Annotated in this window: 22 protein-coding genes; 17 read left to right on the top strand and 5 right to left on the bottom strand. The window is 58.2% G+C overall.

The features are described 5' to 3' along the window. Positions 1 to 19: 19 nt before the first annotated feature. The 13 genes from ACR0BI_RS21475 to ACR0BI_RS21415 are packed head-to-tail and all read left to right on the top strand — an operon-like array spanning position 20 to position 10,894. Positions 20 to 577 (top strand): lytic transglycosylase domain-containing protein, encoded by a 558-nt coding sequence (locus tag ACR0BI_RS21475; RefSeq protein WP_480562942.1) that lies wholly within the window; start codon positions 20 to 22, stop codon positions 575 to 577. Positions 578 to 594: 17 nt separating this feature from the next. Continuing rightward, positions 595 to 876 (top strand): TrbC/VirB2 family protein, encoded by a 282-nt coding sequence (locus ACR0BI_RS21470; RefSeq protein WP_480562941.1) that lies wholly within the window; start codon positions 595 to 597, stop codon positions 874 to 876. A 15-nt stretch (positions 877 to 891) separates the two neighbouring features. After that, complete coding sequence (locus ACR0BI_RS21465) at positions 892 to 1,170, top strand: VirB3 family type IV secretion system protein (RefSeq protein ID WP_480562940.1); 279 nt, start codon at positions 892 to 894, stop codon at positions 1,168 to 1,170. Then, positions 1,109 to 3,538 (top strand): VirB4 family type IV secretion/conjugal transfer ATPase, encoded by a 2,430-nt coding sequence (locus ACR0BI_RS21460; RefSeq protein WP_480562939.1) that lies wholly within the window; start codon positions 1,109 to 1,111, stop codon positions 3,536 to 3,538. Before ACR0BI_RS21465 ends, ACR0BI_RS21460 begins: the two co-directional genes overlap by 62 nt. Next, positions 3,535 to 3,744, top strand: a complete 210-nt coding sequence (locus tag ACR0BI_RS21455) for a hypothetical protein (RefSeq protein ID WP_480562938.1) — start codon at positions 3,535 to 3,537, stop codon at positions 3,742 to 3,744. Before ACR0BI_RS21460 ends, ACR0BI_RS21455 begins: the two co-directional genes overlap by 4 nt. Next, positions 3,741 to 4,853 carry a lytic transglycosylase domain-containing protein gene (locus ACR0BI_RS21450; protein ID WP_480562937.1) on the top strand — a complete coding sequence of 371 codons (1,113 nt, stop codon included), beginning with the start codon at positions 3,741 to 3,743 and terminating at the stop codon, positions 4,851 to 4,853. The genes ACR0BI_RS21455 and ACR0BI_RS21450 overlap by 4 nt, the downstream gene beginning before the upstream one ends. Beyond that, positions 4,850 to 5,617, top strand: a complete 768-nt coding sequence (locus ACR0BI_RS21445) for a type IV secretion system protein (protein ID WP_480562936.1) — start codon at positions 4,850 to 4,852, stop codon at positions 5,615 to 5,617. Before ACR0BI_RS21450 ends, ACR0BI_RS21445 begins: the two co-directional genes overlap by 4 nt. Before the next feature lie 8 nt (positions 5,618 to 5,625). Beyond that, a complete protein-coding gene (locus ACR0BI_RS21440; RefSeq protein ID WP_480562935.1) occupies positions 5,626 to 6,051 on the top strand; it encodes a hypothetical protein in 426 nt (141 codons plus the stop codon). Then, positions 6,051 to 7,064 carry a TrbL/VirB6 family protein gene (locus ACR0BI_RS21435; RefSeq protein WP_480562934.1) on the top strand — a complete coding sequence of 338 codons (1,014 nt, stop codon included), beginning with the start codon at positions 6,051 to 6,053 and terminating at the stop codon, positions 7,062 to 7,064. The genes ACR0BI_RS21440 and ACR0BI_RS21435 overlap by 1 nt, the downstream gene beginning before the upstream one ends. Before the next feature lie 17 nt (positions 7,065 to 7,081). Beyond that, positions 7,082 to 7,762, top strand: coding sequence for a VirB8 family type IV secretion system protein (locus tag ACR0BI_RS21430; RefSeq protein WP_480562933.1), 681 nt, complete (start codon positions 7,082 to 7,084; stop codon positions 7,760 to 7,762). 5 nt (positions 7,763 to 7,767) lie between these two features. Next, positions 7,768 to 8,490 (top strand): TrbG/VirB9 family P-type conjugative transfer protein, encoded by a 723-nt coding sequence (locus ACR0BI_RS21425; protein WP_480562932.1) that lies wholly within the window; start codon positions 7,768 to 7,770, stop codon positions 8,488 to 8,490. Positions 8,491 to 8,492: 2 nt separating this feature from the next. After that, complete coding sequence (locus ACR0BI_RS21420; protein ID WP_480562931.1) at positions 8,493 to 9,917, top strand: TraB/TrbI/VirB10 family type IV secretion system protein; 1,425 nt, start codon at positions 8,493 to 8,495, stop codon at positions 9,915 to 9,917. Then, a complete protein-coding gene (locus tag ACR0BI_RS21415; protein WP_480562930.1) occupies positions 9,914 to 10,894 on the top strand; it encodes an ATPase, T2SS/T4P/T4SS family in 981 nt (326 codons plus the stop codon). The genes ACR0BI_RS21420 and ACR0BI_RS21415 overlap by 4 nt, the downstream gene beginning before the upstream one ends. Positions 10,895 to 11,386: 492 nt before the next feature. On the opposite strand, the gene ACR0BI_RS21410 is transcribed toward ACR0BI_RS21415, so the two are convergent. The 3 genes from ACR0BI_RS21410 to ACR0BI_RS21400 all read right to left on the bottom strand — a co-directional run bounded on the left by ACR0BI_RS21410 (position 11,387) and on the right by ACR0BI_RS21400 (position 15,665). Continuing rightward, a complete protein-coding gene (locus ACR0BI_RS21410) occupies positions 11,387 to 12,685 on the bottom strand; it encodes a dicarboxylate/amino acid:cation symporter (protein ID WP_353010870.1) in 1,299 nt (432 codons plus the stop codon). A gap of 152 nt (positions 12,686 to 12,837) precedes the next feature. Next, a complete protein-coding gene (gene cuyB, locus ACR0BI_RS21405; RefSeq protein WP_480562929.1) occupies positions 12,838 to 14,271 on the bottom strand; it encodes a cysteate racemase in 1,434 nt (477 codons plus the stop codon). Next, entirely contained in the window at positions 14,268 to 15,665 is a 1,398-nt protein-coding gene (locus tag ACR0BI_RS21400) for an aspartate ammonia-lyase (RefSeq protein WP_480562928.1), read from the bottom strand. Before ACR0BI_RS21400 ends, cuyB begins: the two co-directional genes overlap by 4 nt. 184 nt (positions 15,666 to 15,849) lie before the next feature. Here ACR0BI_RS21400 and ACR0BI_RS21395 point away from each other — a divergent pair, with 184 nt between their 5' ends. Then, positions 15,850 to 16,746, top strand: a complete 897-nt coding sequence (locus ACR0BI_RS21395; protein WP_480562927.1) for a LysR family transcriptional regulator — start codon at positions 15,850 to 15,852, stop codon at positions 16,744 to 16,746. Between the two features lie 8 nt (positions 16,747 to 16,754). Here the strand turns inward: ACR0BI_RS21395 and ACR0BI_RS21390 are convergent, their stop codons facing one another. Beyond that, on the bottom strand, positions 16,755 to 17,741 hold the full coding sequence (locus ACR0BI_RS21390; protein WP_353010864.1) for a LysR substrate-binding domain-containing protein: 987 nt from the start codon (positions 17,739 to 17,741) through the stop codon (positions 16,755 to 16,757). A 418-nt stretch (positions 17,742 to 18,159) separates the two neighbouring features. Beyond that, the gene (locus ACR0BI_RS21385; protein ID WP_480562926.1) at positions 18,160 to 18,477 is read right to left on the bottom strand and encodes an NIPSNAP family protein; all 318 of its coding nucleotides are present in this window, start codon (positions 18,475 to 18,477) and stop codon (positions 18,160 to 18,162) included. Between the two features lie 771 nt (positions 18,478 to 19,248). Between ACR0BI_RS21385 and ACR0BI_RS21380 the strand changes: the two genes are divergently transcribed. From ACR0BI_RS21380 to ACR0BI_RS21370, 3 genes are all read left to right on the top strand, one after another. Continuing rightward, positions 19,249 to 19,659 (top strand): EF-hand domain-containing protein, encoded by a 411-nt coding sequence (locus ACR0BI_RS21380; protein ID WP_237212756.1) that lies wholly within the window; start codon positions 19,249 to 19,251, stop codon positions 19,657 to 19,659. A gap of 219 nt (positions 19,660 to 19,878) precedes the next feature. Beyond that, the gene (locus ACR0BI_RS21375) at positions 19,879 to 20,943 is read left to right on the top strand and encodes a DUF1611 domain-containing protein (RefSeq protein WP_170766188.1); all 1,065 of its coding nucleotides are present in this window, start codon (positions 19,879 to 19,881) and stop codon (positions 20,941 to 20,943) included. Beyond that, on the top strand, positions 20,940 to 22,469 hold the full coding sequence (locus tag ACR0BI_RS21370; RefSeq protein ID WP_170766189.1) for an ABC transporter ATP-binding protein: 1,530 nt from the start codon (positions 20,940 to 20,942) through the stop codon (positions 22,467 to 22,469). Before ACR0BI_RS21375 ends, ACR0BI_RS21370 begins: the two co-directional genes overlap by 4 nt. Position 22,470 lies beyond the last annotated feature (1 nt).

The following is a 22,470-nucleotide window of genomic DNA, read 5'->3' as shown; positions in this document are numbered from 1 at the left end:
GAGACCTGCCTGGGCAGGATTGGAGGATGGAGCTGAGGCCGGGGTTGTCCTGGCATCTCTAGATTCCACGTCACCACTCGATCGCAACGACATTATCTCCCTGATCCAGACGACTGCCGTCCACCATCAGCAGAATCGCGTCCTGGCCCGAGTCGGCCTCGATGAAGCCGACTGGCAAGTTCTGTTCCGCGCCCTGGTCGAGGCCGAAAGCAGTTACAATCCAACTGCCGTCAGCCCCAAGGGCGCCTATGGCTTGGGCCAGTTGATGCCGGATACCGCTCGTGCCCTCGGAGTTGATCCGCGCAACCCCTCCCAAAATCTCGACGGCGCGGCGCGGTATCTGCTCGCGCAGCTCACCACGTTCATGGATATCGACCTGGCGCTCGCAGCCTACAATGCCGGTCCGCACCGCGTAGTCGAATATTCCGGCATCCCTCCTTTCACAGAGACCCGCGACTACGTCGCGCGCATACACCGGATCCGGTCGCGGCTGGCGGGTGCGCCCGGTTCCGCGCCGAACACCCGCGTCGTGAACCGCGTACCAAGCCGCGCGCCGGTCCTCATAGATCTTCAGTAAAATAAGGGAACTCCTGCATGCTCAGACATCGCCTCAGCCGCCTCCTGCCTGTCGCCACAACCCTGGCGGCTTTCGCAACGCCCACTCTCGCGCAAGACTTGTCGCCCATCCAGACCATGCTGGAAACTGTCGAGGCGGCTCTGACCGGTCCAATCGGGATCGCGGTCGCCACGCTCGCGGTCATCGGGACGGGTTTCATGTGTATGATGGGGCGGCTGAACTGGGGCTGGTTCGCCTCGGTCATCATCGGGATCGTGCTGATATTCTCGGCCGGCACCATCGTCGATGGCTTCTCCTAAGGCTGGAGAATAGAGTTGGCAGAACAATCCCCCCTCTTTCTGGGCCTCGCCCGTCCGCCCAAGTATCTGGGCCTCCCTGTCGGATACCTCGTCGTGCTGGCGACCGGGGTCGTTCTGCCGTTCATCTGGACCAAGTCGATGTTGTTCTTCCTGGTCGGCCTCGTCGCCTATCCGATCCTCTGGTTTGTCGCGGACCGCGAGCCGCATTTCTTCGAGGTACTACGTGTCTCCTATGGAGCGGTCCGCCCGACGAAGAACCGAAACCTGCACGGAGGCGACAGCTTTGGCGCTTGATGCGGGCAGCCTATCCACTCACGGAACTGCTCTGCTCCAAGCGGGCGGCGAGGAGTTCGCGCGGGAGAGCTACCTCGCGGAGCACCTGCCGTATTTCGCCCTTGCGGCTGACGATGTCATGGTACTCCGCGAGGGCGACCTCATGGCGACCCTGCGCCTCGACGGCCTCAACCCGATGACCAGCGAAGACGCCCGGCTCGATGCACTGAAACGCGCGGTCGCCGCCATCGTCGCTCAGACCGGCAATGCCTTCGGCTTCTACATCCACCGCATCTCCGTGCCGCAGGATCTCGGGATGCGCCCCTTCGAGGGGGACAACTTCGCCGCCGCGATCGACGCGCGCTGGCAAGCCCATGTCAAGGACCTGCGCCCGGCCAAGCGCCAGCTCTATCTCAGCGTCATCCGGCGGCCCGACATCTCCGCGCGCATTCCGCTCCTGCGCGCCCTCGCCCGCAAGGCCTGGGTCAAGGACCGCGCGACACGCATGCAGGAGTTGAACGAGGTCATGGGCTTCTTCGAGGTTGCGCTTGCGTCGGCCAACCCCGTGAGGCTCACGAAGTCAGGCGGCGAATGGTTGGGCTATCTCAACACGTTGAACGCGGGCAGCTTCTCTCCCGTAGCCTTCGGGCAAAGCGCCCTGCCCCTCTCGCACACTTTGGGCGATTGCCGCGCGACCTTTGATGGCGACGTGGTCACCCTGACCGACGCCGTGACCGGTCAGGTCAAATACGGTGCGCTCTTCTCGATGAAGACCTATCCGGCCCTCACCGATGTCACGCTTCTCGACGCGCTCGATATACCGCTCGACATCGTGCTGACGAACTCCTTCAGCCCGATCCCGAACAACATCATGGCCGAACGCATCCAGCGAATTATCCGCCAGATGCATGCCTCCGACGATGCCGCCGTCTCCCTGCGTGAACAGCTTGGACAGGCGGCTGACGACCAGGAAGCAGGCCGCATCGCATTCGGAGACCATCACCTTTCCATCGCCGTCTATGCCCCGGACCGCGACACGCTCGAACGCGCCGCCGCCCAGATCAAGCGCGTGGGTCAGGAAATCATGTCGGTGATCGTGCGCGAGAACATGGCGCTTAAGGCGACGTATTTTGCACAATCGCCCGGCAATTTCGGATACCGGGCGCGCAAGACGCCAATCTCCTCGATCAACTTCGCCGACTTCGCCGCCCTGCATGGCAGCGTTGAAGGGCGCGGTCCGGATGGGTCGCCCTGGGGCCAGACCATCTCGGTCCTGCCAACGGTCGGCACCTCGGGCTATCGCTTCAATTTCCACGAGGCAGGTAGCCCGGGCAAGGAACCCACGGTCGGCCATACCCTTGTGTTGGGACGGACCGGAACCGGCAAGACACTGACCACCGCTTTCCTCGCGGCGCAGGCGCAGCGGGTCGGCGCTCGGCTTTTCTTCTTCGACAAGGATCGCGGCCTCGAAATGGCCGTGCGCGCGCTTGGCGGGCGCTACAACGAAATCCGCGCGGGCGTGCCGACGGGCCTCAACCCACTCGCCACCGAGACCGACGAGCGCGGTCGCGCCTGGCTCTCGGACTGGCTTGCGACGCTACTCACACGCAATGGCACGCTCTCTGGCGAGCAATCCCGCCACATCCAGAGTGCGGTCGGCCAGAACGCCGATGCGGGCGCGGCCTTGCAGCGCTTCGCCAGCTTCGAGACCTTGTTCCAGTCGCTTGATGACGATGGCGAGCTGCAATCCCGAGTCGCCGAATGGGCACCGGGCGGGCGCTATGGCTGGGTGTTCGACGAACCCGAACGCGGCGCGGGTCTCAAGCTCGCGGGTGACATCACCGGGTTTGATATGACCGAAATCCTCGACATGACGACCGAACGCATGGCCGTGCTCTCCTACATCTTCCGCCAGATCGAACGTGTAGTCGAGGATCGCCGCCCGACGATCATCGTGCTCGACGAGGCCTGGAAGCTCTTGGATGATCCGTATTTCGGGGCGCGGCTTGAGAACTGGCTGGTGACGCTGCGCAAGATGAACTGCGTTGTGATCATGATGACGCAGTATCCGGGGCAGTTGCGCGACAGCCGCGTCGGCAAGACCATCGTTGAGACGGTACCCACCCAAATCCTCTTCCCGAACGACCGCGCCACGATCTCGGATTACGACTTCCTGCGCGTGAACGCCAAGGAGGCGGCACTTCTTGTGCAGCCCACAATAGGCCAGCGCATCGCGCTCGTCCGCTCGGCGGGCGACAGCGTCTTCGTCGATGCGGACCTCTCCGCACTTGGCAACCTACTTCCCATCCTTGGCGGCGGCGCCACCGGCGAGTCATGCGTGCCCGCCGATTGGCGCTCCAATCCTGATTTCTGGAGACATGTGATATGAGTTCGAAACCCCTCTTGGCGCTTTGCGCCGCCGCAGGCCTTCTTGCCGCTTGCGAGAAGTACACCGAGAAAACCTCGCCCTGCTTCGGACGCAATGGCGAGCCGCAGGTGACGCGGTCCGCCCTCTCCTTCTCGACCATGGGCGCTCCAGTTCAGCAGGCAGCCAAGCCCGACTGCACATTCGAACCCCTGCCCCGTCCTGAATGACCCGCGCCGCGATCATATCCGCCGGATTCTACCTCGGCCTCGGTGCCCTGCCCGCGCAGTCTCAAGGCGTGCCGACGCAAGATAATTCCGCCATTGGCCGCGCCATCGCACGCGTAACGGCGCTGGCCGAGGATCTGGGCGTCCAGCAGAACAAGAACCGCGCCGAGTCAACGCTGGCCGATGTGCAGGCCGACCAGCTGCGCGTCCTCGAGGAGATGACTGCGGCCATCACCGGTCCCAGCTTCGATATCCGCGCGCTCGAGGGCAATGCAGATTTTGGGGTGGCGGCGGTCTATCCCAATACCGATCCGAGCCCGATGAACAGCCGTCTTTTCGGCGAGGGCCGCGAGACGGTCGAGATGATGATCGTCGAGGTTGCGGGCGAGTTCGCAGGTGCACCCGGTGTGGCCCGTGCGGGTCTCTCGGCCACCCAGTGGCGGTGCCTTTTCCAGGCCCTGATCAAACAGGAGAGCCGGTACAACGTCGCCGCCGAAAGCCCGGTCGGGGCCTATGGTCTCACACAGCTCATGCCGGGCACTGCCTCCGATCTCGGCGTCGACCGCTACGATCCGAAGGACAACCTGCGCGGCGGCGCGCGCTATATCACAACGCAGCTCAACCGCTTCGGCAATATCCCCCATGCACTCGCGGCCTATAATGCAGGGCCGGGCCGGGTGATCGAATATGGTGGCGTGCCGCCCTTTGCCGAGACACAAGGCTACGTGCGCAACATCTCGAAGTTCTACAACGAATACCTCGCCGTAGTGGGTGGCGCCGACGCGCTCGGCACGCTCTCACCTTCGGACTTTGCGCTCGCCGAATACGCCAGCATCTCCGAGGCGGGCGTCTATTACGCCGCTGACAGTTCGGCGACCACCGAACAGGTGATCAATCGCCTCCGCACGATCATCCTCCAGATCGATGCACAACCCAATGTCAAGGCGGCCTGGGAGGTCAACACCTACGCCAAGGCCGAGATCGGTCGCATCCTCAATCTCCGCGTCCGGCTGATGGTCTCAAACCAGCAGCGCGAAGCGGCTTATGCTCAGCACCTTGTCGCTGACCGGCTGGCCGAGCGCGACTTCATGCAGATGGGAGTTCCCGAATGAGACGATTTTTTCTGGTTTCCGCCGCTGTCCTCTCGCTCGGATACGGCTGCCCCGCCACCGCTCAGGGCGTGCCGACCTTTGATGGCTCGCAACTTGGCCAGCTTGTGGCGCAGCTCGAACACATGGCCGAGGACCTGAGCGTCCAGATGCAGCAGCTGGCCACCATGCGGCTGGAGCTTGAGACCCAGCTGTCGCAGCTCACGAACCTCGAGGCGCAACTGACCTCGCTCATTGAAGGCAGCGGGTTGGGTGAGCTTTTTGCCACGGTCGAAGAGTTCCGCGCGCTCCGCGGCAAGCTGGTCGCGCCCCTCAACACCGCGCAATCGCTGGCCAGCGGTGACTTTCTGAGCGGCTTCAATCCCGGAGCCGAGCTGTCGGCCTCGGTCGAGCGGGTCCTTTCGGGCAGCGGGTTCACTTCGGAGCGCCTGAGCACACTCTCTGGCTCCGATCAGCCCGCAGACAACCGTATCGCCACCTCGGCCGGAGCCAGTGCCATGCTCTCGGTCGCCGCGCAAGAAAGCCACGAAGAGGCGGGTCAAAGCCTCGAACGGCTCGAGACCATGGTCGGGCTCATCGACGATCAGGACGGCCTCAAGGCTGCGGTCGATCTCAACACCCGTGTCACCGCTGAGCTTGGCATCATCCTGACCCAGATCTGGCGGCTTGAAGCGGCGCAAGGCGTCAGTGCAGGGCAACTCGGCGTTGTCGATGCCGCGACCCTCGCGGATGAGCGCAAGTTCCGCTCGATGGCGGTGGATCCATGAGGAAGTCCATGACCCACAGCCGTCGTTCGTTTCGGTCACTTGGTCTCGCTGCGCTTGTTGTAGGCTCCCTACCCTTTGCCGCGCTGGCCCAGACCCCGAGCATGAACCCGTCCGGTGACACGCCATTCAGTTCGATGGCCATCACTCCTGATCAAGGCGAAGCTTGCCGCGCGCCGAGACCTCCGATCGATCTCGGACCAACAGCTTATGTCCGAAACGGCTATCGCTCGATCTTGAGAATAATGGCGGCCGAGAAATGGCAGAAGACACAATCGTGCGAATGCTACTTGAACCAAATCACATGGCAGGAAGTCGTCGAGCGGTCTGGTGATTTCGTGGTGTCTGACGACACCCGCCGTCCCTTCGATGTTTCGGAGCTTCGCCTCCTGGCCGACGAAATGCTGGCAGAACGAGACAAGGCCTGCGTAGAGTAATGGGCATCATTCGCGACATCCTTTCCCAAGTAGACACTGCCGTCGATACCGTCGCGCAAGACGGGTTTATCGACGCGGCTGCGGCTGTGGGTAATGTGATCAGCGCGGGCAGTGTGCTGCTCCTAATCCTACTCGGGACAAATGTTGTCATGCAGCTTAGACCGATGACATATGGCAGCGCGTTCGCCTTCGGAATCAAACTTTTGCTGATTTCGATCTTCGCCCAAAGCTGGGACAACTTCCAAGTCATCTACAGGATCGTCACGGAAGTTCCCGATAGCGTCGGCGCGTCCATTCTCGACCTGACAGACACCGGCGACGAGGCCGGAGTTTATGAGAGTCTCGACAACATGGTCGCGCGCATCACCGCCTATGGCGACACGATCGGCGACCGCGCCGGCTGGGTCTTCGGCGCGGTGCTGGGCGCGATCTTTTTCGTCCTCTCCGCCGTTTTCGCCGCCGTCACCGCCGGGATCATCGCCTTCGCCCGCATCGTCTTCGCGCTGATGATCGTGATCGCCCCCTTCATGATCGTGACTTCGCTCTTCAAACCGACCCAGTCGCTTTTCGAGGCCTGGACCCGCGCGACCATCGGTTATGCGCTCATGCCCGTCGCCGCCGCGGGGGCTGCGGGCATCATTGTTGCCATTGCAGAATCCATTGGCGACGCTTCCTCCGATCCCGGCGATGTCGAAACCGTCAGCCTCATCTTGCCCTTCCTCGTGATCCTGATCCTCAGCGCCGGGATCATGGCCTCGGTGCCCTACATCGCCTCCAACCTCACCGGTGTTGTGGGCATTGCGTCCAACGCCGTAGGCCTCACGGGTCTCGCGCGCCAGGGCTTCGTGAACACGCGGGAGTATGGCACCGGCACCACTTCGCGCCTCGTCACCGGAAAATCCCCGCAGGAGCTGAACCAGATGGCCAATGCAGGCGCGGTGAAAACCGGCGAGATGATCCGGCAAAGCCCCGGCGCGCTCCTCAGCGCTGCCAAGGCATTCCGCAAACCCTGATTTGAAAGACGACAACTTTGAAGAAGCTTGTGACCAGTTCTCCCGCGCCTGACCGCGACGCTTTCCAAGCGGATTTCATCTACGGGCCACGGCGGCGCGAGCGCTTTGCATGGTTTGTCGCAGCCGCAGGCGTTTTGGTCGGTGTTGCCGGCATAATTGCGGGCGCGAGCCTCTTTCCGCTCAAATCGACCGAGACCTTCGTGGTCGTGGTCGACAAGGAGACCGGCGAGATGGACCGGGTCGCCGCCGTGCAGGCGCTGACGCTGTCCGAAAGTGACGCCATCATTCAGGCCAATCTTGTGGCCTATGTCGACGATCGCGAGACCTATGACCTGACCGATGGCGAGCAGCGTATCAACTCGGTGCTGGACCGCTCGGATGGCGATGCCGCCCGCACGCTGCGTGATCTCTGGTCCTCCACGAACGAGGACTACCCGATCACCGTCTATGGGCGCGATGCCAAGATCGAGGTGGTGATCAAATCGGTGAACCAGATCAAGCGCGGCGTGGCCCAGGTCCGTTTCACCCGCACGCTCCGCCGCCCGCGCGATACCCGCACCGTGACCCGGTCCTATGTCGCCACTGTCGGCTACGACTTCCAACCCGAAACCCGCCAGCGCCTTCAGGACGTCTGGGCCAACCCCTTGGGCTTCGTGGTGACCTCCTACCGCGTCGACGCCGAGACCCTGGAGAACTGATCCCCATGAAATCCCTGCCCGCGCTCCTCCTGGCGCTTGCCCTTCCTGTTGCCGCCTTTGCCGAGGCCACGCCGCAAGGCGGCCCGCTCGACATCCGGATCCGCACCGCCGTCTACAACGAAAACCAAGTCTACCGGATCGAGACCGATCTGAGGCATTCGACGACGATTCATTTTGGAGCGGAGGAACGCTTCGAGGCAGTCATTGTCGGCGACACCGAAAGCTTCCAGGTCGACCCGATCCGCGAGCTCGGCAATGTGCTGACGATCAAACCGCATGTGGCAAATGCCTCTACCAACATGACGGTGATCACCAATCGCCGCACCTATTCTTTCCATCTGCGCGAGGGCTCGATCCCAAACCGAACCGGCATGTTCTTCGAGGTCCGCTTCCGCTACCCCGATGAGGAACGCCGCGCATCGGCGGCCTCCCGGCCAAAGGACTTCATTGCTCCGCGCAACTACAACTACCGCGTTTCGGGCGAAGGGGATTTCCGCCCCAGCCGTATCTATGACGACGGGCGCTATACCTATTTCGTTTTCCCGGAGAACGGCCGCCAGCCCGCCCTTTTCAAGGCCGATGACCAGGGCCGCGAGCGCACGGTCAACTGGACCCAGCAAGGCAATACCGTCCGGGTGCTCGGGGTGAACACCTACTGGACGCTACGCATCGGCGACGAGGCGATCTGCGCTTGGCGCGATGAAAGCGCGATTTACGTGAGCAACTGACCATGGCCGATCAAACCCCTCCCGATCTGCAGGACCGCCTCGACCAGTTCAGCCACCGCGGCAAATCCAAACGCCGCAGCAACAGCTTCGGGGTCGGCGCCCTCGCTGCCGCCCTTGCCCTCGGCGGGGCCGGCGTGGCGTATTTCCTGGCGACCGGAGCGCAGGAGGATGACAGCGCGCTAGAGACCTCCGATGTTGAAACCTTCCAGGACCGTCGCGCCGGCACCGGGGGGCGGCTGGAATTCCCCCCGGACGAAACCGAGCAAAGGGTTAATGACGCGCTGATCGCCGTTGAGGAAGCGCTCGACGTGCCCGCTGCCCCGGCCCCGGAGCCAAGCGCCGAGGTTTTGGCTGAGATCGCCAAGCTCCGCGAGGCCCTTGCCGCCAGCCAGGCCGCCCGGAATTCGGAAATCCAATCTGCCGTTGCGGACCTTCGCGAAGCCTTCGACGAACAGAAGGGCGCACTCGAAGCGACCCTGACCGAAAAGGAAACTGAGCTGGCCAACCTGCAGCGCCAGACCGAGACCCGCATCGAAGGGCTGCAGGCTATGCTCGATGCCGAACGGGCGCAGCGCGAGGGGCTCGAGGCCGAACTGGACCGCGAAGGGTTGATTGCTGACCAGCGTCTTCTCGAAGAACGTCGCAGACAGGAAGAGGAACAGCGCCAGCGTGAGGCCGAGCGGGTCGCCGAAGAGCTTCTGACCGCGCAGATCAAATCTCCCGCAGTGGTCTATGCCGATGGTCCGCGGGGTGGCCAAAGTGGCGCGGCGGTCGCTGATCCCGCGGCCGCTGGAACCGGGGTGACAGCCCTCTCGGGCAATGAGCAATTCCTGCAGAGCGCGCGGCCACTCGAGGTCCAGGAGGCCGCGCGCCTCACCCATCCCGAACGCACGCTGACCCAAGGCTCCGTCATCCAGGCCGCGCTCCAGACCGCCATCAACAGCGATCTGCCGGGTTCCGTGGTCGCGGTCGTCTCCGAGCCGGTCCCGGCGTTTTCCGGGGACCGTATCCTGATCCCCCGGGGCTCTCGCCTTTTTGGCCAATATCGCTCAGGCGTAGAGATGCACCAGAAGCGCATCCTGATCCTCTGGACCCGTGTCCTGACCCCGGACGGCACCTCGATGGACATCGCCGCCGTGGGCGGGGACCAGCTCGGTCGTTCGGGCCTCACCGGTCTCGTCGATACCAAGTTCGTCGAGCGCTTCGGCGGCGCGGCACTGATTTCCGTGATCGGGGCGGCACCGGCCGTGGCGGCAGAGAGCGCCAATAACGAAACCACTAGCATTGTTCTGGGCGATGTCAGCAGCGACCTTCAGGATGCCGTCGGATCGGTTATTGCCGACCAAGTCTCGATCGCGCCGACGATCTATGTCGATCAGGGGGCGTCGGTCACCGTGCTCGTAGACCGGGATGTGGTGATCTATTGACCGAGGCGGCATCACCAACCTCCTATCTCGAGCGCTATCTCGATCCGTTCCGCGACCTCTTGCGGCGCGACGACGTGGTCGAGATCGCGATCAACCCGGACGGCAAGGTCTGGCTCGAAGTCGCGGGCGACGCCACCATGCGCCATGAGAGCCAGTCCGTCGACCGGACCACCGCGCTCAACATGGCCCAGACTATCGTCGGCGACGCCAGGGCCCGTGTCTCTGAAAAGAACCCCCTCGTCTCCGGCAAAGTGGAATATGCGGGCCGCCCGCTCCGGGTCCAAGTCGCCGTACCACCCGCCATCGATCGCGGTGCCTCGATCACCATCCGCCTCTTCGCCGCGGGTAGCGTTCGAGACTACGCTCCGGCCTATCTTTTCGGCAAAGCCGTCTCGCTCGATGCGCTCCGCGCCGAGAAGATGAAAAACATCGCCAGTCTCGCAGAAGAAAACCTTGAAGCTGCCCTACAGACCCTGGTCGAGACACGCCTCAACGTCCTGATCAGCGGTGGCACCTCGACCGGCAAGACCACATTCGCCCGACACCTCCTGACTCATGTCAGCGAACAAGAGCGGCTGATCACCATCGAGGACGCCTTCGAACTCTTCCCCGGCCAGCCGAACACCGTTGCCCTCCTAGCCGACCGCGGGGCGGGATCGCAACGCAGCGCTAATGCCCTCCTGCAGGCCTCCCTCCGCATGCGCCCCGACCGGATCATCGTCGGAGAGCTACGTGGCGCCGAGGCCCTGACCTATCTCGAGGCGATCAACACCGGACATGGCGGGTCGGTCTCCACGATCCATGCCGAGACCGCCGAACTCGCCATCGACCGGCTGGCAATAATGGTTCTACAGGCTGGGACGCCGCTGACATTTGCCGAGGTGCGCGAATACATCCGCAAGTCCATCGATGTGATCGTCCAGCTTGGGCGGGCCGAGGGGAAGCGGGGGATTACGGAGTTTTATCTGCCCAGCTGATGACGACTTTCGACAGTGTGGGCAAGTGCCGTCATTAGCCGCAGCATGCAGGAATGACCGCCCAGCGGGACAAACTCGACCTTGGTTTTTGAGTCTTTGCTGTTGCGGCATCTGTTCGCACGCGCAGCAGGTATTTCGTTGTGACGCGGCGCAGTCGCCAAACCAGCCATTAGTAGGCGTCGATCTCGCCTGAACTCTGACCGTACATGCGCCGTTGCTTGATCCGATAACACTGGAACAGACAAAACCGCCATCTCGCTCAAGCGGCTATTGTTGGAACAGAAATCTCTTGAAGTTGCAGAGCGCGTATTACTGAGGCGCAACTTGCACCGTCGCCAACGCAATTCAAAGGTAAGGCTTGTCTGGTTTAGGTATTAGAACCGTGCTTCTCAATCCAAGCTATTGAAACGAAGCTTACATGAAGCAGCTAATCAACAATAAAAAAACAGCCACCCCTATTTGGGGTGACTGAAGTTGGGGGAGATTTGCGATCTATGCTTTAGAAAGATCAGGTGCCGCCAAGACATGCGGCGTATTATATGCTTCGAGGTCCAGTTGATCTTCGGACTTGGCGATTAGAACGGTGCACGCCGCGTCCCCTGTAACATTGAGCGATGTACGCGCCATGTCGAGGATACGGTCGATACCCGCAACGATTGCAACGCCTTCCAGCGGCAGCCCAACCGATGTCAGAACCAGCGACAGCATGACAAGGCCAGCGCCGGGAACGCCGGCGGTTCCGATCGAGGCAAGAGTCGATGTCAGGATGATCGTGATGTATTCTGACATGCCCAAGTCAACGCCGAACGCCTGCGCGACAAAGAGTGCAGCAACACCTTGATACATCGCCGTGCCGTCCATGTTGATGGTCGCACCAAGAGGAAGCGTGAAGCTGGCAACCGAACGATTTACACCCAGGTTTTTCTGAACTGCGGTCATGGTGACCGGCAGCGTTCCCGAGGAAGACGTGCTGGTAAAGGCCACGATCTGAGGTTCAACGATGCCCTGGAAGAAGCGTACCGGGTTCAGACGGCCAAGGAATGTAACCAGACCACCATAGACGAACAATGCGTGTAGAATGCAGCCAATGTACAGTGCCGCAATGATCGTACCCAAAGGAAGAAGAAGATCCAGACCGTAGGTGCCTGCAACCCAAGCCATCAGGGCGAAAACACCGTAGGGTGCAAACGATATGACGATTTCCGTCAGCTTGAGGATGACTGAATTCAGGGCTTCAAAGAAATCCCGGATCGGTTTTCCCGCGTCCCCAACAAGGTTGATAGACAGGCCGAACATGATGGCGAAGAAAATGATCTGCAGCACTTTACCATCAGCCGCTGCCGCAATTGGGTTTTTGGGCACGATCGCGATAAGCTGATCAATGAATGGTGGTGCAGTTTTTGCTTCCATCGCAGCGGCGGCGCCTAGGTCGATGCCTACACCAGGCTGGAAAAGTGTCCCGAGAACAAGCCCGATGGCAATCGCGAACGCAGTTGTGCAGAGATAGAAGACGACCGATTTAAGGCCGATCCTGCCCATGCGCGCCATGTCGCTGACCGAGGTCATACCGCAAACCAGCGACACAAAGATCAACGGTACGATCAGCATTTTGATCAGCGAAAGGAACAATGTCCCGATGTACTTGATTGTTGTTGCAAACTGTTCGTTGCCGGTTGTGTTTAAAATGACACCGACGATGACCCCAAGAACAAGGGCGATAACGATTTGCTTCCACAGAAGCAGGTTTCTCCAGGGCGCGAGAAACCCTGTTTTTTGATTTGCGGTTTCCATGATTACCTCCCTTTCCACTGGGCAGTCGGTATGTCGAACTGCGAGCAATCATGTTTTCTTTAACAGCCTAGTGATCGACCTTAGGTCCCAAATGGAGAAATGGCGTTGCAAATTTTGCAACGCCATTTCCAAACCGTCAAAAGCGCTTGAATTTACGTACTCGCTAATTGCGCGCATTTGCGGGCGAGCACATCAGTAGGATCGACTGGTAATGCGGCCAGTCTCGGGTCACTGGCATCGACAATCAAAGGAAGCTCTGTGCATCCCAGAATGATTGCTTCTGCCCCATTTTCGACCAGATGCCCGAATGCCTGCGCAATCTGCTCGACACAAAGCCCGTCAGTGTATCCGGCTTTCACTCCCTGCGGCCCATAGATGGAGTCCATGACCAAAGCCTGATGGGTTTCGTCTGGCAAAATCGACTGCAGGCCAGCGTTTGAGAGCGCTTGCTGATACAGGCAGCTGTGGATGGTTCCGTTTGTTGCCAGGATGCCCACGCGGCGTGTTTCTGGCGATTGTTCGGTAATGTAGTCTGCTGTTGTGGAAAGAATGCTGACAATCGGAATATCCAAGTGCCGCTGAATGCGATCCACATAGGCATGGGCAGTGTTGCAAGGGATGGCGATCATATCAGCGCCGCCCCGTTCCAGCTTTTTACAGGTGGAATAGAGAGCCACTGTGGGATCTGTACCATTGCTGACCAGGTTCTCGGTACGATCAGGGATTTGCGGGTTTTGTTCGACCAGAACTTTGATGTGGTCCTGATCTCGCGACGCTTCGGTTGCCCCCACAAGCTTACTCATAAAATCTACAGTTGCAGCCGGCCCGACGCCGCCGACGATTCCCACTTTGAACTTGTGGTGCCGGTCGACCTTGGTTGCGTCCAATGCGTGCCGTGCATACGCAGCAGCCGTATCGACAGCGGCCATTCCTTCAGGGATCGTGAGTTGATCCAACAGCAGCGGCAACTCCGTCATGCCCGGAACAAAAACTTCCGCCCCCTGCTTTGACAGGCCGTCAAGGGCCTGATCAATCGGAGAAATAATCTCTGGCCCCCTGTTTCCTGACTTGAAGCCGCCTACACCATAGATCGCCTTCATAACACTCATTTCCAATTCAGCGGACGGGTAAATGACCGAAACGAGGTCGCCAAACAGCGCTTCGAATAGCCCGCTTTTTCGGACGAAAGGCGTTGTCAGCACTCCAATCCTTGATGGTGCAGAAGGTAATCCATCAATCGCCTCTTTGATGGCATCGGTCATGCTGATCAGCCTGATTTCAAGCTCATCCTCCAATTCCTGTAGAAAGCAATGGGTGATAAAGCACGGCAGCAACGCTGCGTGACATCCCTCGCGTTCCATTTTAGCTAGGGTGTCAAACACATACAGCTTTCGATGCGTGGGATTATAGGCGCTTTCCATTGGCGCAACGGGCTCGCGCATCGGTTTCTGTTCGAAAATCAGCTCGCGATGGTCACCTTCCGATTTGACCGGGGTCGATTCCACGATCCGATAAAGCAAATCAGCCCCCGACAGCGCACCAAGCCCACCGACGATACCAAGGCGTAGAGTTCCGGCTTGTTTCACTCGACAATACTCGCTTCGCCAAAGTTCAGATGCGACAGCGCGATCACAGCCTGTTCGCTAGGTAGCACTGGCTCAGCTGCTGCTTGCAGGCTCAGACCGTTCGCCTGAGCATGTTTTGCAAGTTTTGTTGCCGCCTCATATCCAATGATCGGCGCCAGTGCAGTGACGTGTACAAGGCTGTTTTCCAGCAGGGCCTGGCAACGCTCTTCATCTGCAACGATGCCATCCACGCACCGGGTTGAAAGGACGTTCATTGCGTTCGTTAAAGATCCCATCGTTTCCAGAACCTTGTGGATTATGACGGGCTCCATGGCGTTCAGCTGAAACTGCCCCGCCTCGGCGGCCATTGTAACGGTGAGGTCATTTCCGATCGCCTGATAGCAAACCTGATTTACGACTTCCGGGATCACGGGGTTCACTTTGCCAGGCATGATCGACGACCCGGCCTGCACCGCCGGTAGAATAATCTCACCAATTCCGGCACGCGGGCCAGACGACATCAGGCGCAGGTCGTTGCAGACCTTGGACAGTTTGATGCTGACTCTCTTGAGTGTGCCTGAGAACATAACAAATGCTCCAAGGTCAGAGGACGCTTCAATAAGATCTGCAGCGAGTGACAGGGGCTCACCCGAAATATCCCGCAGATGGGCGACGGCTGTTTCACCAAATTTAACTGGCGCGTTAATACGCGTTCCAATCGCTGTACCGCCCAAGTTTACCTCGGTCAGCAGGCGCGACAAGTCGCTTAAGCGATCCACATCTTCGTTTATTGTCGTCGCAAATCCCCGGAATTCGGCCCCTAGAGACATTGGAACAGCATCTTGCAGCTGGGTCCGTCCGACCTTCATGATGTGGTCAAACTCCGCAGCTTTTGCCATCAGAGATTTACTAAGAGAATGCATCGCTTCAATGAGCGGGCTGATCCGGGCGAGAGCTGCCAGCCGGATCGCAGTCGGGTAGACGTCATTTGTGGACTGAGAGCGGTTTACATCATCGTTTGGATGAAGGTGGCGGTATTCACCAATTTCCAGCCCTAATTTCTGTAGGGCAAGATTCGCAATAACTTCGTTGGCATTCATATTAGTGGATGTGCCTGCGCCTCCTTGCATAACGTCGACAACGAAGTGTTCGTGATGCTGACCCTCCAGGATTTCATCACAAACCGCGACGATGGCATCAGCTTTTTGGTCGGCAAGCTCTCCAAGCTGCTTGTTGGCAAGCGCGCAGGCCTTTTTGACCGCCGCCAGCCCTGTGATCAGTTCGGGATAATGACTGATCGCAACCCCCGTGATCGGGAAGTTCTCCAATGCGCGCTGGGTCTGACACCCCCATGCAGCAGCCTGCGGAATACTGATTGCACCCAGGCTGTCCGTTTCGGTTCGAGTTGTGGTCATCCAACGGCCTTTCGCTTGAAATCTTATGTGCCCGAAAAAGAGCGGTCACATCCCCGATGTGGATTGGGGTTGCTCCGCAAGCTAAGATTTCAACTGTTGCAGCGCCAACGCTATTGGCGCATCATCATTGCATAACTTGCAACAGTATATGGTCTTATGACCATGCCACCAGAAAGAACCTGACATGGAGATTGATTGGCTTGAGGATTTTCTGGCCCTTGCGACCGCCGGTGTCTTTGCAAGGGCGGCTGATGCCCGCAACATCAGTCAATCCGCCTTCACCCGGCGCATCAAGAACCTAGAGCACTGGGCTGGTACCCCATTGTTTGACAGAAGCGTTCACCCGGTAGAACTCACCGCTGCGGGCAAGGCGTTCCGACAGACCGCAATTGATACGGTAAGTGCACTGACCCTGACAAAGGATGACATCCGCAGCCTGTCGCGCCGCGAAGCCGATACACTGGACTTTGTGGCCCTGCATACACTGGCGATCTCATTCTTTCCGGCTTGGCTGGGCAAGATGACAGGCTACCTTGGCCCTGTAAAAACACGGCTGGTTGCCGAGAATTTCTCTGGTTGCGCCGAGGCTATACTCAATGGCAGCGCAGACTTCATGCTGTGTTATTCACATCCTTCTGTACCGACGATATCGGATGAAGCCCGATACCCCTCAACGACAATTGCCAAGGATAAAATTATCGCTGTCAGCGCTGTGAATTCCAGAAACGAACCTGTGTTCAGCCTGGATGAACCGGGCGAAGTACCTTACCTGTCTTACCCACCCGACACTTTCCTAGGGCGCATATCACAAGTCTGCCTGAATCGGGGCAACTTACAGGATACCCTGTCTCCGACCTATGAAAACTCTGTTGCGGAGGCGCTCAAATCGGCGTGTTTCGAAGGGCACGGCGTTACGTTTCTCCCAGAAGTATCCGTGCAACGCGAACTGGCTGAAGGCAAACTGACGAAGGTGAGCATGCCAGGTTTCGAAGTTGAGATATACGTCAAACTCTATCGTTCAATCGAACGGTCCAGACCGCAACTGGAACGGTTCTGGAGGCTCAGCCAAAAGCCACAGTAGCTCCGATCTCATAGTGCTACTTCTGCGATCTCAAAATCGACACTTGAGTTTTTGGCCAATGTCCAAAAGCGCTCGACAGCAGGGCGGCTTGTTTGCATGTTACGAAACAGCTTGATCGGCATCTGATGCTCTGCATCGGGATGGCTGATCCTCACAAGAGTTCCATCGTCAAGCTGGGATTTGATGGCCATCTCGGGAAGCCAGGCAACGCCTAGCCCCTCAAGGCATGCCGCCTTTTGCGCCTCGGCAACCGAGTTTTCGCTTTGCGTGTCCAGCCTGTCAGCCAAATCGGCCCGTTCAATCACGTCTCGGCTTAAACGGCCGAGAAAACTCTCCGAGGGGTAGGACAAAAAGGGCAGACGACCCTTCTGGTCAAAGTGAAATAGCGCTGTGCCGTCTGTATCGGCGCGGGAGACAGCAACCAGACAATCATCAGAGACCGTGATGGATGGGTACCACGAATTCTCGGTAAGTACCGCCATTGAGGCATGGTCATAGCTCAGCATGAAGTCAACGTTGCCTGCGGTCAGTGTCTCAACACAGTCTGAAAAATTATCGACGACGAAATTGGTCCTGACCGGGCCGATGGACTTGGATATTCTCCTGATCCAAGAAGGAACAAATGATATAGAGATCGTGTGCAGAACCGAAAACTTCAGCACTTCTCCGGCAACGCCTGAAAGCTGAGTCAGCTCTGCCCGAGCCTGTTGCAACGCGTTGAGTGTTTGACACGCCGTCGAACGAAATGACTCTCCTGCTGATGTCAGTACGACCGGGTGAACACTGCGGTCAAAAAGCGGAGCGCCAACCCAGTGTTCCAGATTTTTGATACGTCTTGTAAATGCAGATTGGCTGACTCTGCGGCTATGGGCGGCCTTTGCGAAAACACCCGCCGTGGCTAAGGCGAGAAAATCTTCCAGCCAATCAACTTCCATAGGTCTGCTCCATAGATCACAAGTAATTGTAACCGTTGGCAAGGGAAGGATGAGTTGCAAACATTGCAATCGTGTTGCGAAGAATACCGAATGCGTTTTGGCGTCCTTCCGTATGGACCTTGACCAAAGACGTGTATTGCGCAAAGGCCGGTACCAATTGAGCTAAGAATTCCACTTTGCCGCACGCCAACAGTAGCGTTGCTCTCCGTATTGCAGCGCCGAGCTATTAGCTCTTTTGGAAAAAACCACAGTGCTTCCACTCACAGCAGATTTTGAACACTTCGGCTAAATGGCAGCTGTTCCCGTCGCCTTGCAGCAGTGCCACACTCGTGCCTGCGGCAATTATCTTGCTACGAGCGCTGGCAGCGAAATTCAAAGGCTTCTGCTGTGGGCTCGGAGCGGCTATTTGGGACTTTCGGTTGGGTTCAACTCGCCCAAATATTGGCTCGGCGGGCAGGGTTACCGTTTGCCCAACACGTCAAGCCACCGGGCCCCAAGCCGCGCCGCGCATAAGCTGGTTCTCCTGACTGACTAGAAGCGACCGTATCTCGACTAAGGGGAAAGCGTCGATGCCTAGGAGCTTCTCCCAGAAATTGCGGCGCTCAGCGTCATCCTCGAACCTCCAAATGTGCACCAACTGATGCAGCGCTCCGGTGTCAGTGATGAAATAGCCCACGCAGTGTTTTGCGAGACCGGCCGCCTCGACGACGGGCCAAGCTTTCTCACGATAGAGCGCGGTGAGTTCGGGCATTTGGCCAATACGCACCTGATAAGTACGACGTTCGTATAGCGGCATAATCGTCTCCTTTGCTTGCCTCATGCGAGAGAAGCCGCTTGACGTCTCTCGGTGTGCTCTCTTCCGTTCACGGCATGGGGATCATAGGATAGTCGCCTAGGGCGGCAATGCGGGACAAACCTGCCGGTGGTATTGTCCGCTCGAATGACCGCTTTGTGCGCTTTGCGACCGCGGCGAAATACTTCTCTGGCAGGAAGCAGGCATTCGCGGTTCGTGCAAAATAGTATGGCTGCCGGATAAGATCAGACCTTCAATGTGAAAGAAGCAGTGGACTTATTTCGTGGAGAATACCTCTGATTGAGTTATGAAAATTGCAAGTTTACCGAAGACCTTTTGAATTGCTTGAAACGAACCCACGTTTTTGGCTTCGAGAACCGATTGATCGAACATACCTAGGTTTAGAGGCCAAGAAGGTTATTTCGTAAGGACCAAAGGCGGCAATTGCGCAGCAACTGCCCTCCGAATTTTGCCGGTAGTAAACTGAAAAAACTGCATTTTCTGTTCCTGCGGCTCTGATCTCTTGATTTGATACCGAGAGGTTTCCAATCAACAAAACCAAGCCTTCTTTTCGCATGGAAAACACCGTTCATCCAACGTTCATATTACCTATATGCCCTATTCATCTCTGCGAGCCATATTGTCCTACTGGAATTAAGTAACGTTGGTTCACATAAACAACCGACGAGCAGGGGACCGTCTGTGACAAAGACTGGAAGTAAGTCAGCACACCGCAAGTTGGGGATTTTCCGCTACACGACCTGCGTCATTTTAATGGCTTTCACCTTTTTGATTGGCGACAGCCAGTTCAACAAAGCAGCTGCGCAAACTGCCAGTTTTCGGTCTGTTGACACGAATTCTGACGGTGTCCTGAGCTTGAATGAGCTGACCGCCGCATTTGGAGAAGTTGGTGCGCGCAGACTTCTTGAGGACATTGACCGCAACCGAGACAACCGCATCACGATCAATGAGTTACGCAGGGGCACAAAAAACAAGATAGGTAGCTCTGATGACCGCAGCGGTCGTGGAGATCAAAAGGAAGGGCAAGATGATCGCGGAGCCAACAACGGAGGGTCTGGAGAACGGGATAGAGACGATGACAGAGACGATGACCGGGGCGACGATCGCAACGATGATGGCGGGGATGACGGTGGAGGTGGTGACGACGGCGGGGATGATGACTGACCGAAGACCGTTCGTTTGCACTCTCTAAGTGGCTGCTCACAAGAGCACACAGGAGATCGAACTAGCATAAGAATGCTTTGAGGCAGAAACGTGGATCCCTGAAAAAGTGTTCATTTGTTGTTCATTCGAACGCATGCCATCCCTTCATTCCACATTGCAATTGTTCTCACATCACTCTGGCAAAACGATTTCACTGAACAGCCAGTCACGGAGCAAAGCATGACACAGTTTCCACAAGTCTCGCCTGTTGCCTGCGAAGTCGCAAAATGGGCATTTACAACCCGCAGAGTTGATCGGTCCGATGTACATGGGCTTTCCACGCAGTTGAATACTGCAAAAGCAGGGGATCTTATCCTCTGTGAGATCGCCGAGATCGGTCATCACAAGAAAATCCAATTGGCGGAACGTCGCGCCTCAGTCAGCTACCCGGGCGATTACGTTGTTCTGGCTCTGGGCGACCGGTACGCACCAGACCAGTTTCTTGCCAGCGCGGTGATTGATGATGATCTTATCGATCTTGTCGCTGGTGGCGGCGTCGCAGGTCGCGTAGACGCCGCCCATGTCCGCATGGACGAACCAACACGATTGAAGCCCATCGGCCTTTTGACCGATGCAAAGGGTCAGGTGATCAACGTAGCAGACTATGCGCTGCCGTCGCTGCCAGCCAATGACCAAGTAACCGTTATTGGCGTGTTTGGTGCGTCGATGAACTCAGGAAAAACTACAGCCGCATCAAGCCTTGGCCATGGGCTTATGCGTTCTGGAGTTGCCGTCGCCGGTGTAAAAGCCACCGGAACCGGAGCCTTCGGTGACTTCAACAGTTTCGAAGATGGCGGTGCGCCGGCCCTCGATTTCACGGATGTTGGTATGGCCACCACTTATCGGATGCCACTTGCAGCGATCGAATCCGGATTTGATACACTGGTCGCAACTGCAGCGTCTCGTGGTGCCGAAGTTGTAGTTGTTGAGATTGCCGATGGTGTGTTTCAACAGGAAACGCGGGCTATCTTACAGTCCTCACGCATTCGGGATCGATTGGACGGCATTTTATTCGCTGCGCCGGACGCGCTGAGTGCATTGGGCGGTGTAACCGTTCTGAACAAAGTGGGTCTCAGCCCATTTGCGGTATCCGGGATGGTCAGTTGTTCCCCATTGGCCGCCGCCGAAGCAGCAGAGGTAACCGGCCGCCCGATTTTATCGCGCGAAGATCTTTGGTCGCCAGCGATAATCGCCCAATATGTTACGCCGCTGATGCGGCGCGAACCAGAAGATGTGGCCGCATGACCCCCCTCCCTAGTTTGGCCACAAGGGACCGCATCATTGATGCGGTCCTCGTGGTGTCCTGTGGCATCATGCAGGCTATTGCGCTGGCTTTCGCAGCGTTTGCCACACGGGATGCTTTTGCGGCGCTTCACGCAGGAGATGCACTCGCAACGAATACTGTCTTGCAACTGGCGATCTCCGGTACCGTTGCGGCGGCATGTATGCTCTTATCACGATATCGCGCAGAAGCGCTTGGCCAGAGTTACGCAATTTCATTGCGCCGGACGCTGTATCGGAAGATCGCGCAACTTCCAAAGTCCCGACATGAAAAACGCCGCGTTGGCGCATTGTCCCTTAGGTTTGTTGGTGACCTGTCTGCAGCGCGACTTTGGTTTGGTCGCGGATTACCGGATGCTTGGTCTGCAATGATTGTGATACCTGGCGCGGCTTCCATTCTGTATTTCCTCAACCCTATGCTTGCGATCAATGGTGTCGCCTCGCTGAGTGTTGCACTGGTCGCGATGGGGTTGCTAGCCTGGCATCTTGCCCGGCGCCATCAAAAACTTCGTCGAAATCGCGCCAACATCGCCATTTCCATGATTGAACGCATTTCTATCGCGCCCGAACTGGACCTGATGGGTCGGACCGACCGTGAATTGCGTAAGCTTGATAGACAGGGCGCATCACTGCGCAGTGATGCGCTGGCTCGTCGCGGTAGAACAACCAGCCTTCAGGCAGTCTTGCAACTGGGTGTCGCGTTAACCGGTCTGCTGATGCTCTGGCAAGCCAGTCGGCACGCCATTGCACCGTCGACAGTTGCAGCTTGCCTGTCGGTATTGGCGTTGATTGCCCTGCCGTTGCAAAATCTGGCCGGGGCGTGGGACCAGTATTGCGCGTGGAGGGTCGCCCGTGAAAAAGCCGAAAGACTGCTTTCGGAACCAGTGGTGACCAGATCTGCAACAAATCAAAACGGTCCGGTTTCCATCAAGGTGACCGGAGAACTCGACCGGGTGCCTATCTCATTTGTGGCCTCGCCCGGATCAGTTTCCAAACTAACAGACAAACATGCAAACAGCCTCGCGCGTATCATTGCCGGGCTCGACGCAAACGATGGCGTCGATGTCCGTTATGGTGGGCGAGTAGTTGCTCCGAAAATCGCCTTTATCGGAGATAACCATGTTGGACTTCAGGGAAGTTTGCGCCGATCTGCAACGCTGAGCTGTCGGAGGCGCCCGAGCGACCTGAAGATAGCAACGGTCATGCGGATTTTTGGCCTGTCCGATCTCCTCGCGGCGCCTCGTGGCCTTGATCAATGCTTGGCGGAGAACGGTAAAGGTTTGTTGCCACTTCAGACCCTGCAATTGGATCTCGTGCGCGCTGTTCTTGGCAAAGCTGACGTCATCGTCATCGCGTCTATCAGGTGGACGTCTTGCCTGCATCACAGGGTCGAGTTGCTTGAGTCTCTGCAAGAGTTTTCGTCAGCCACCATTGTATTGGCCGAAGACGCCACTCCGCTTAGTTTGAAGCAAAAATCAAAGGTCTGTTGAT

The sequence above is a fragment of the Ruegeria sp. E5 genome, assembly GCF_056534105.1.
Note: the sequence above shows the minus strand (reverse complement) of the source record. Positions and strands in the feature narration are given on the sequence as shown.

Coding starts and splice junctions, on each gene's coding strand:
- ACR0BI_RS21470 (WP_480562941.1), top strand. CDS start 595: ATGCTCAGACATCGCCTCAGCCGCCTCCTGCCTGTCGCCACAACCCTG.
- ACR0BI_RS21460 (WP_480562939.1), top strand. CDS start 1,109: ATGGAGCGGTCCGCCCGACGAAGAACCGAAACCTGCACGGAGGCGACA.
- ACR0BI_RS21455 (WP_480562938.1), top strand. CDS start 3,535: ATGAGTTCGAAACCCCTCTTGGCGCTTTGCGCCGCCGCAGGCCTTCTT.
- ACR0BI_RS21450 (WP_480562937.1), top strand. CDS start 3,741: ATGACCCGCGCCGCGATCATATCCGCCGGATTCTACCTCGGCCTCGGT.
- ACR0BI_RS21445 (WP_480562936.1), top strand. CDS start 4,850: ATGAGACGATTTTTTCTGGTTTCCGCCGCTGTCCTCTCGCTCGGATAC.
- ACR0BI_RS21440 (WP_480562935.1), top strand. CDS start 5,626: ATGACCCACAGCCGTCGTTCGTTTCGGTCACTTGGTCTCGCTGCGCTT.
- ACR0BI_RS21435 (WP_480562934.1), top strand. CDS start 6,051: ATGGGCATCATTCGCGACATCCTTTCCCAAGTAGACACTGCCGTCGAT.
- ACR0BI_RS21425 (WP_480562932.1), top strand. CDS start 7,768: ATGAAATCCCTGCCCGCGCTCCTCCTGGCGCTTGCCCTTCCTGTTGCC.
- ACR0BI_RS21420 (WP_480562931.1), top strand. CDS start 8,493: ATGGCCGATCAAACCCCTCCCGATCTGCAGGACCGCCTCGACCAGTTC.
- ACR0BI_RS21410 (WP_353010870.1), bottom strand. CDS start 12,685: ATGGAAACCGCAAATCAAAAAACAGGGTTTCTCGCGCCCTGGAGAAAC.
- ACR0BI_RS21400 (WP_480562928.1), bottom strand. CDS start 15,665: ATGACCACAACTCGAACCGAAACGGACAGCCTGGGTGCAATCAGTATT.
- ACR0BI_RS21395 (WP_480562927.1), top strand. CDS start 15,850: ATGGAGATTGATTGGCTTGAGGATTTTCTGGCCCTTGCGACCGCCGGT.
- ACR0BI_RS21385 (WP_480562926.1), bottom strand. CDS start 18,477: ATGCCGCTATACGAACGTCGTACTTATCAGGTGCGTATTGGCCAAATG.
- ACR0BI_RS21380 (WP_237212756.1), top strand. CDS start 19,249: ATGGCTTTCACCTTTTTGATTGGCGACAGCCAGTTCAACAAAGCAGCT.
- ACR0BI_RS21375 (WP_170766188.1), top strand. CDS start 19,879: ATGACACAGTTTCCACAAGTCTCGCCTGTTGCCTGCGAAGTCGCAAAA.
- ACR0BI_RS21370 (WP_170766189.1), top strand. CDS start 20,940: ATGACCCCCCTCCCTAGTTTGGCCACAAGGGACCGCATCATTGATGCG.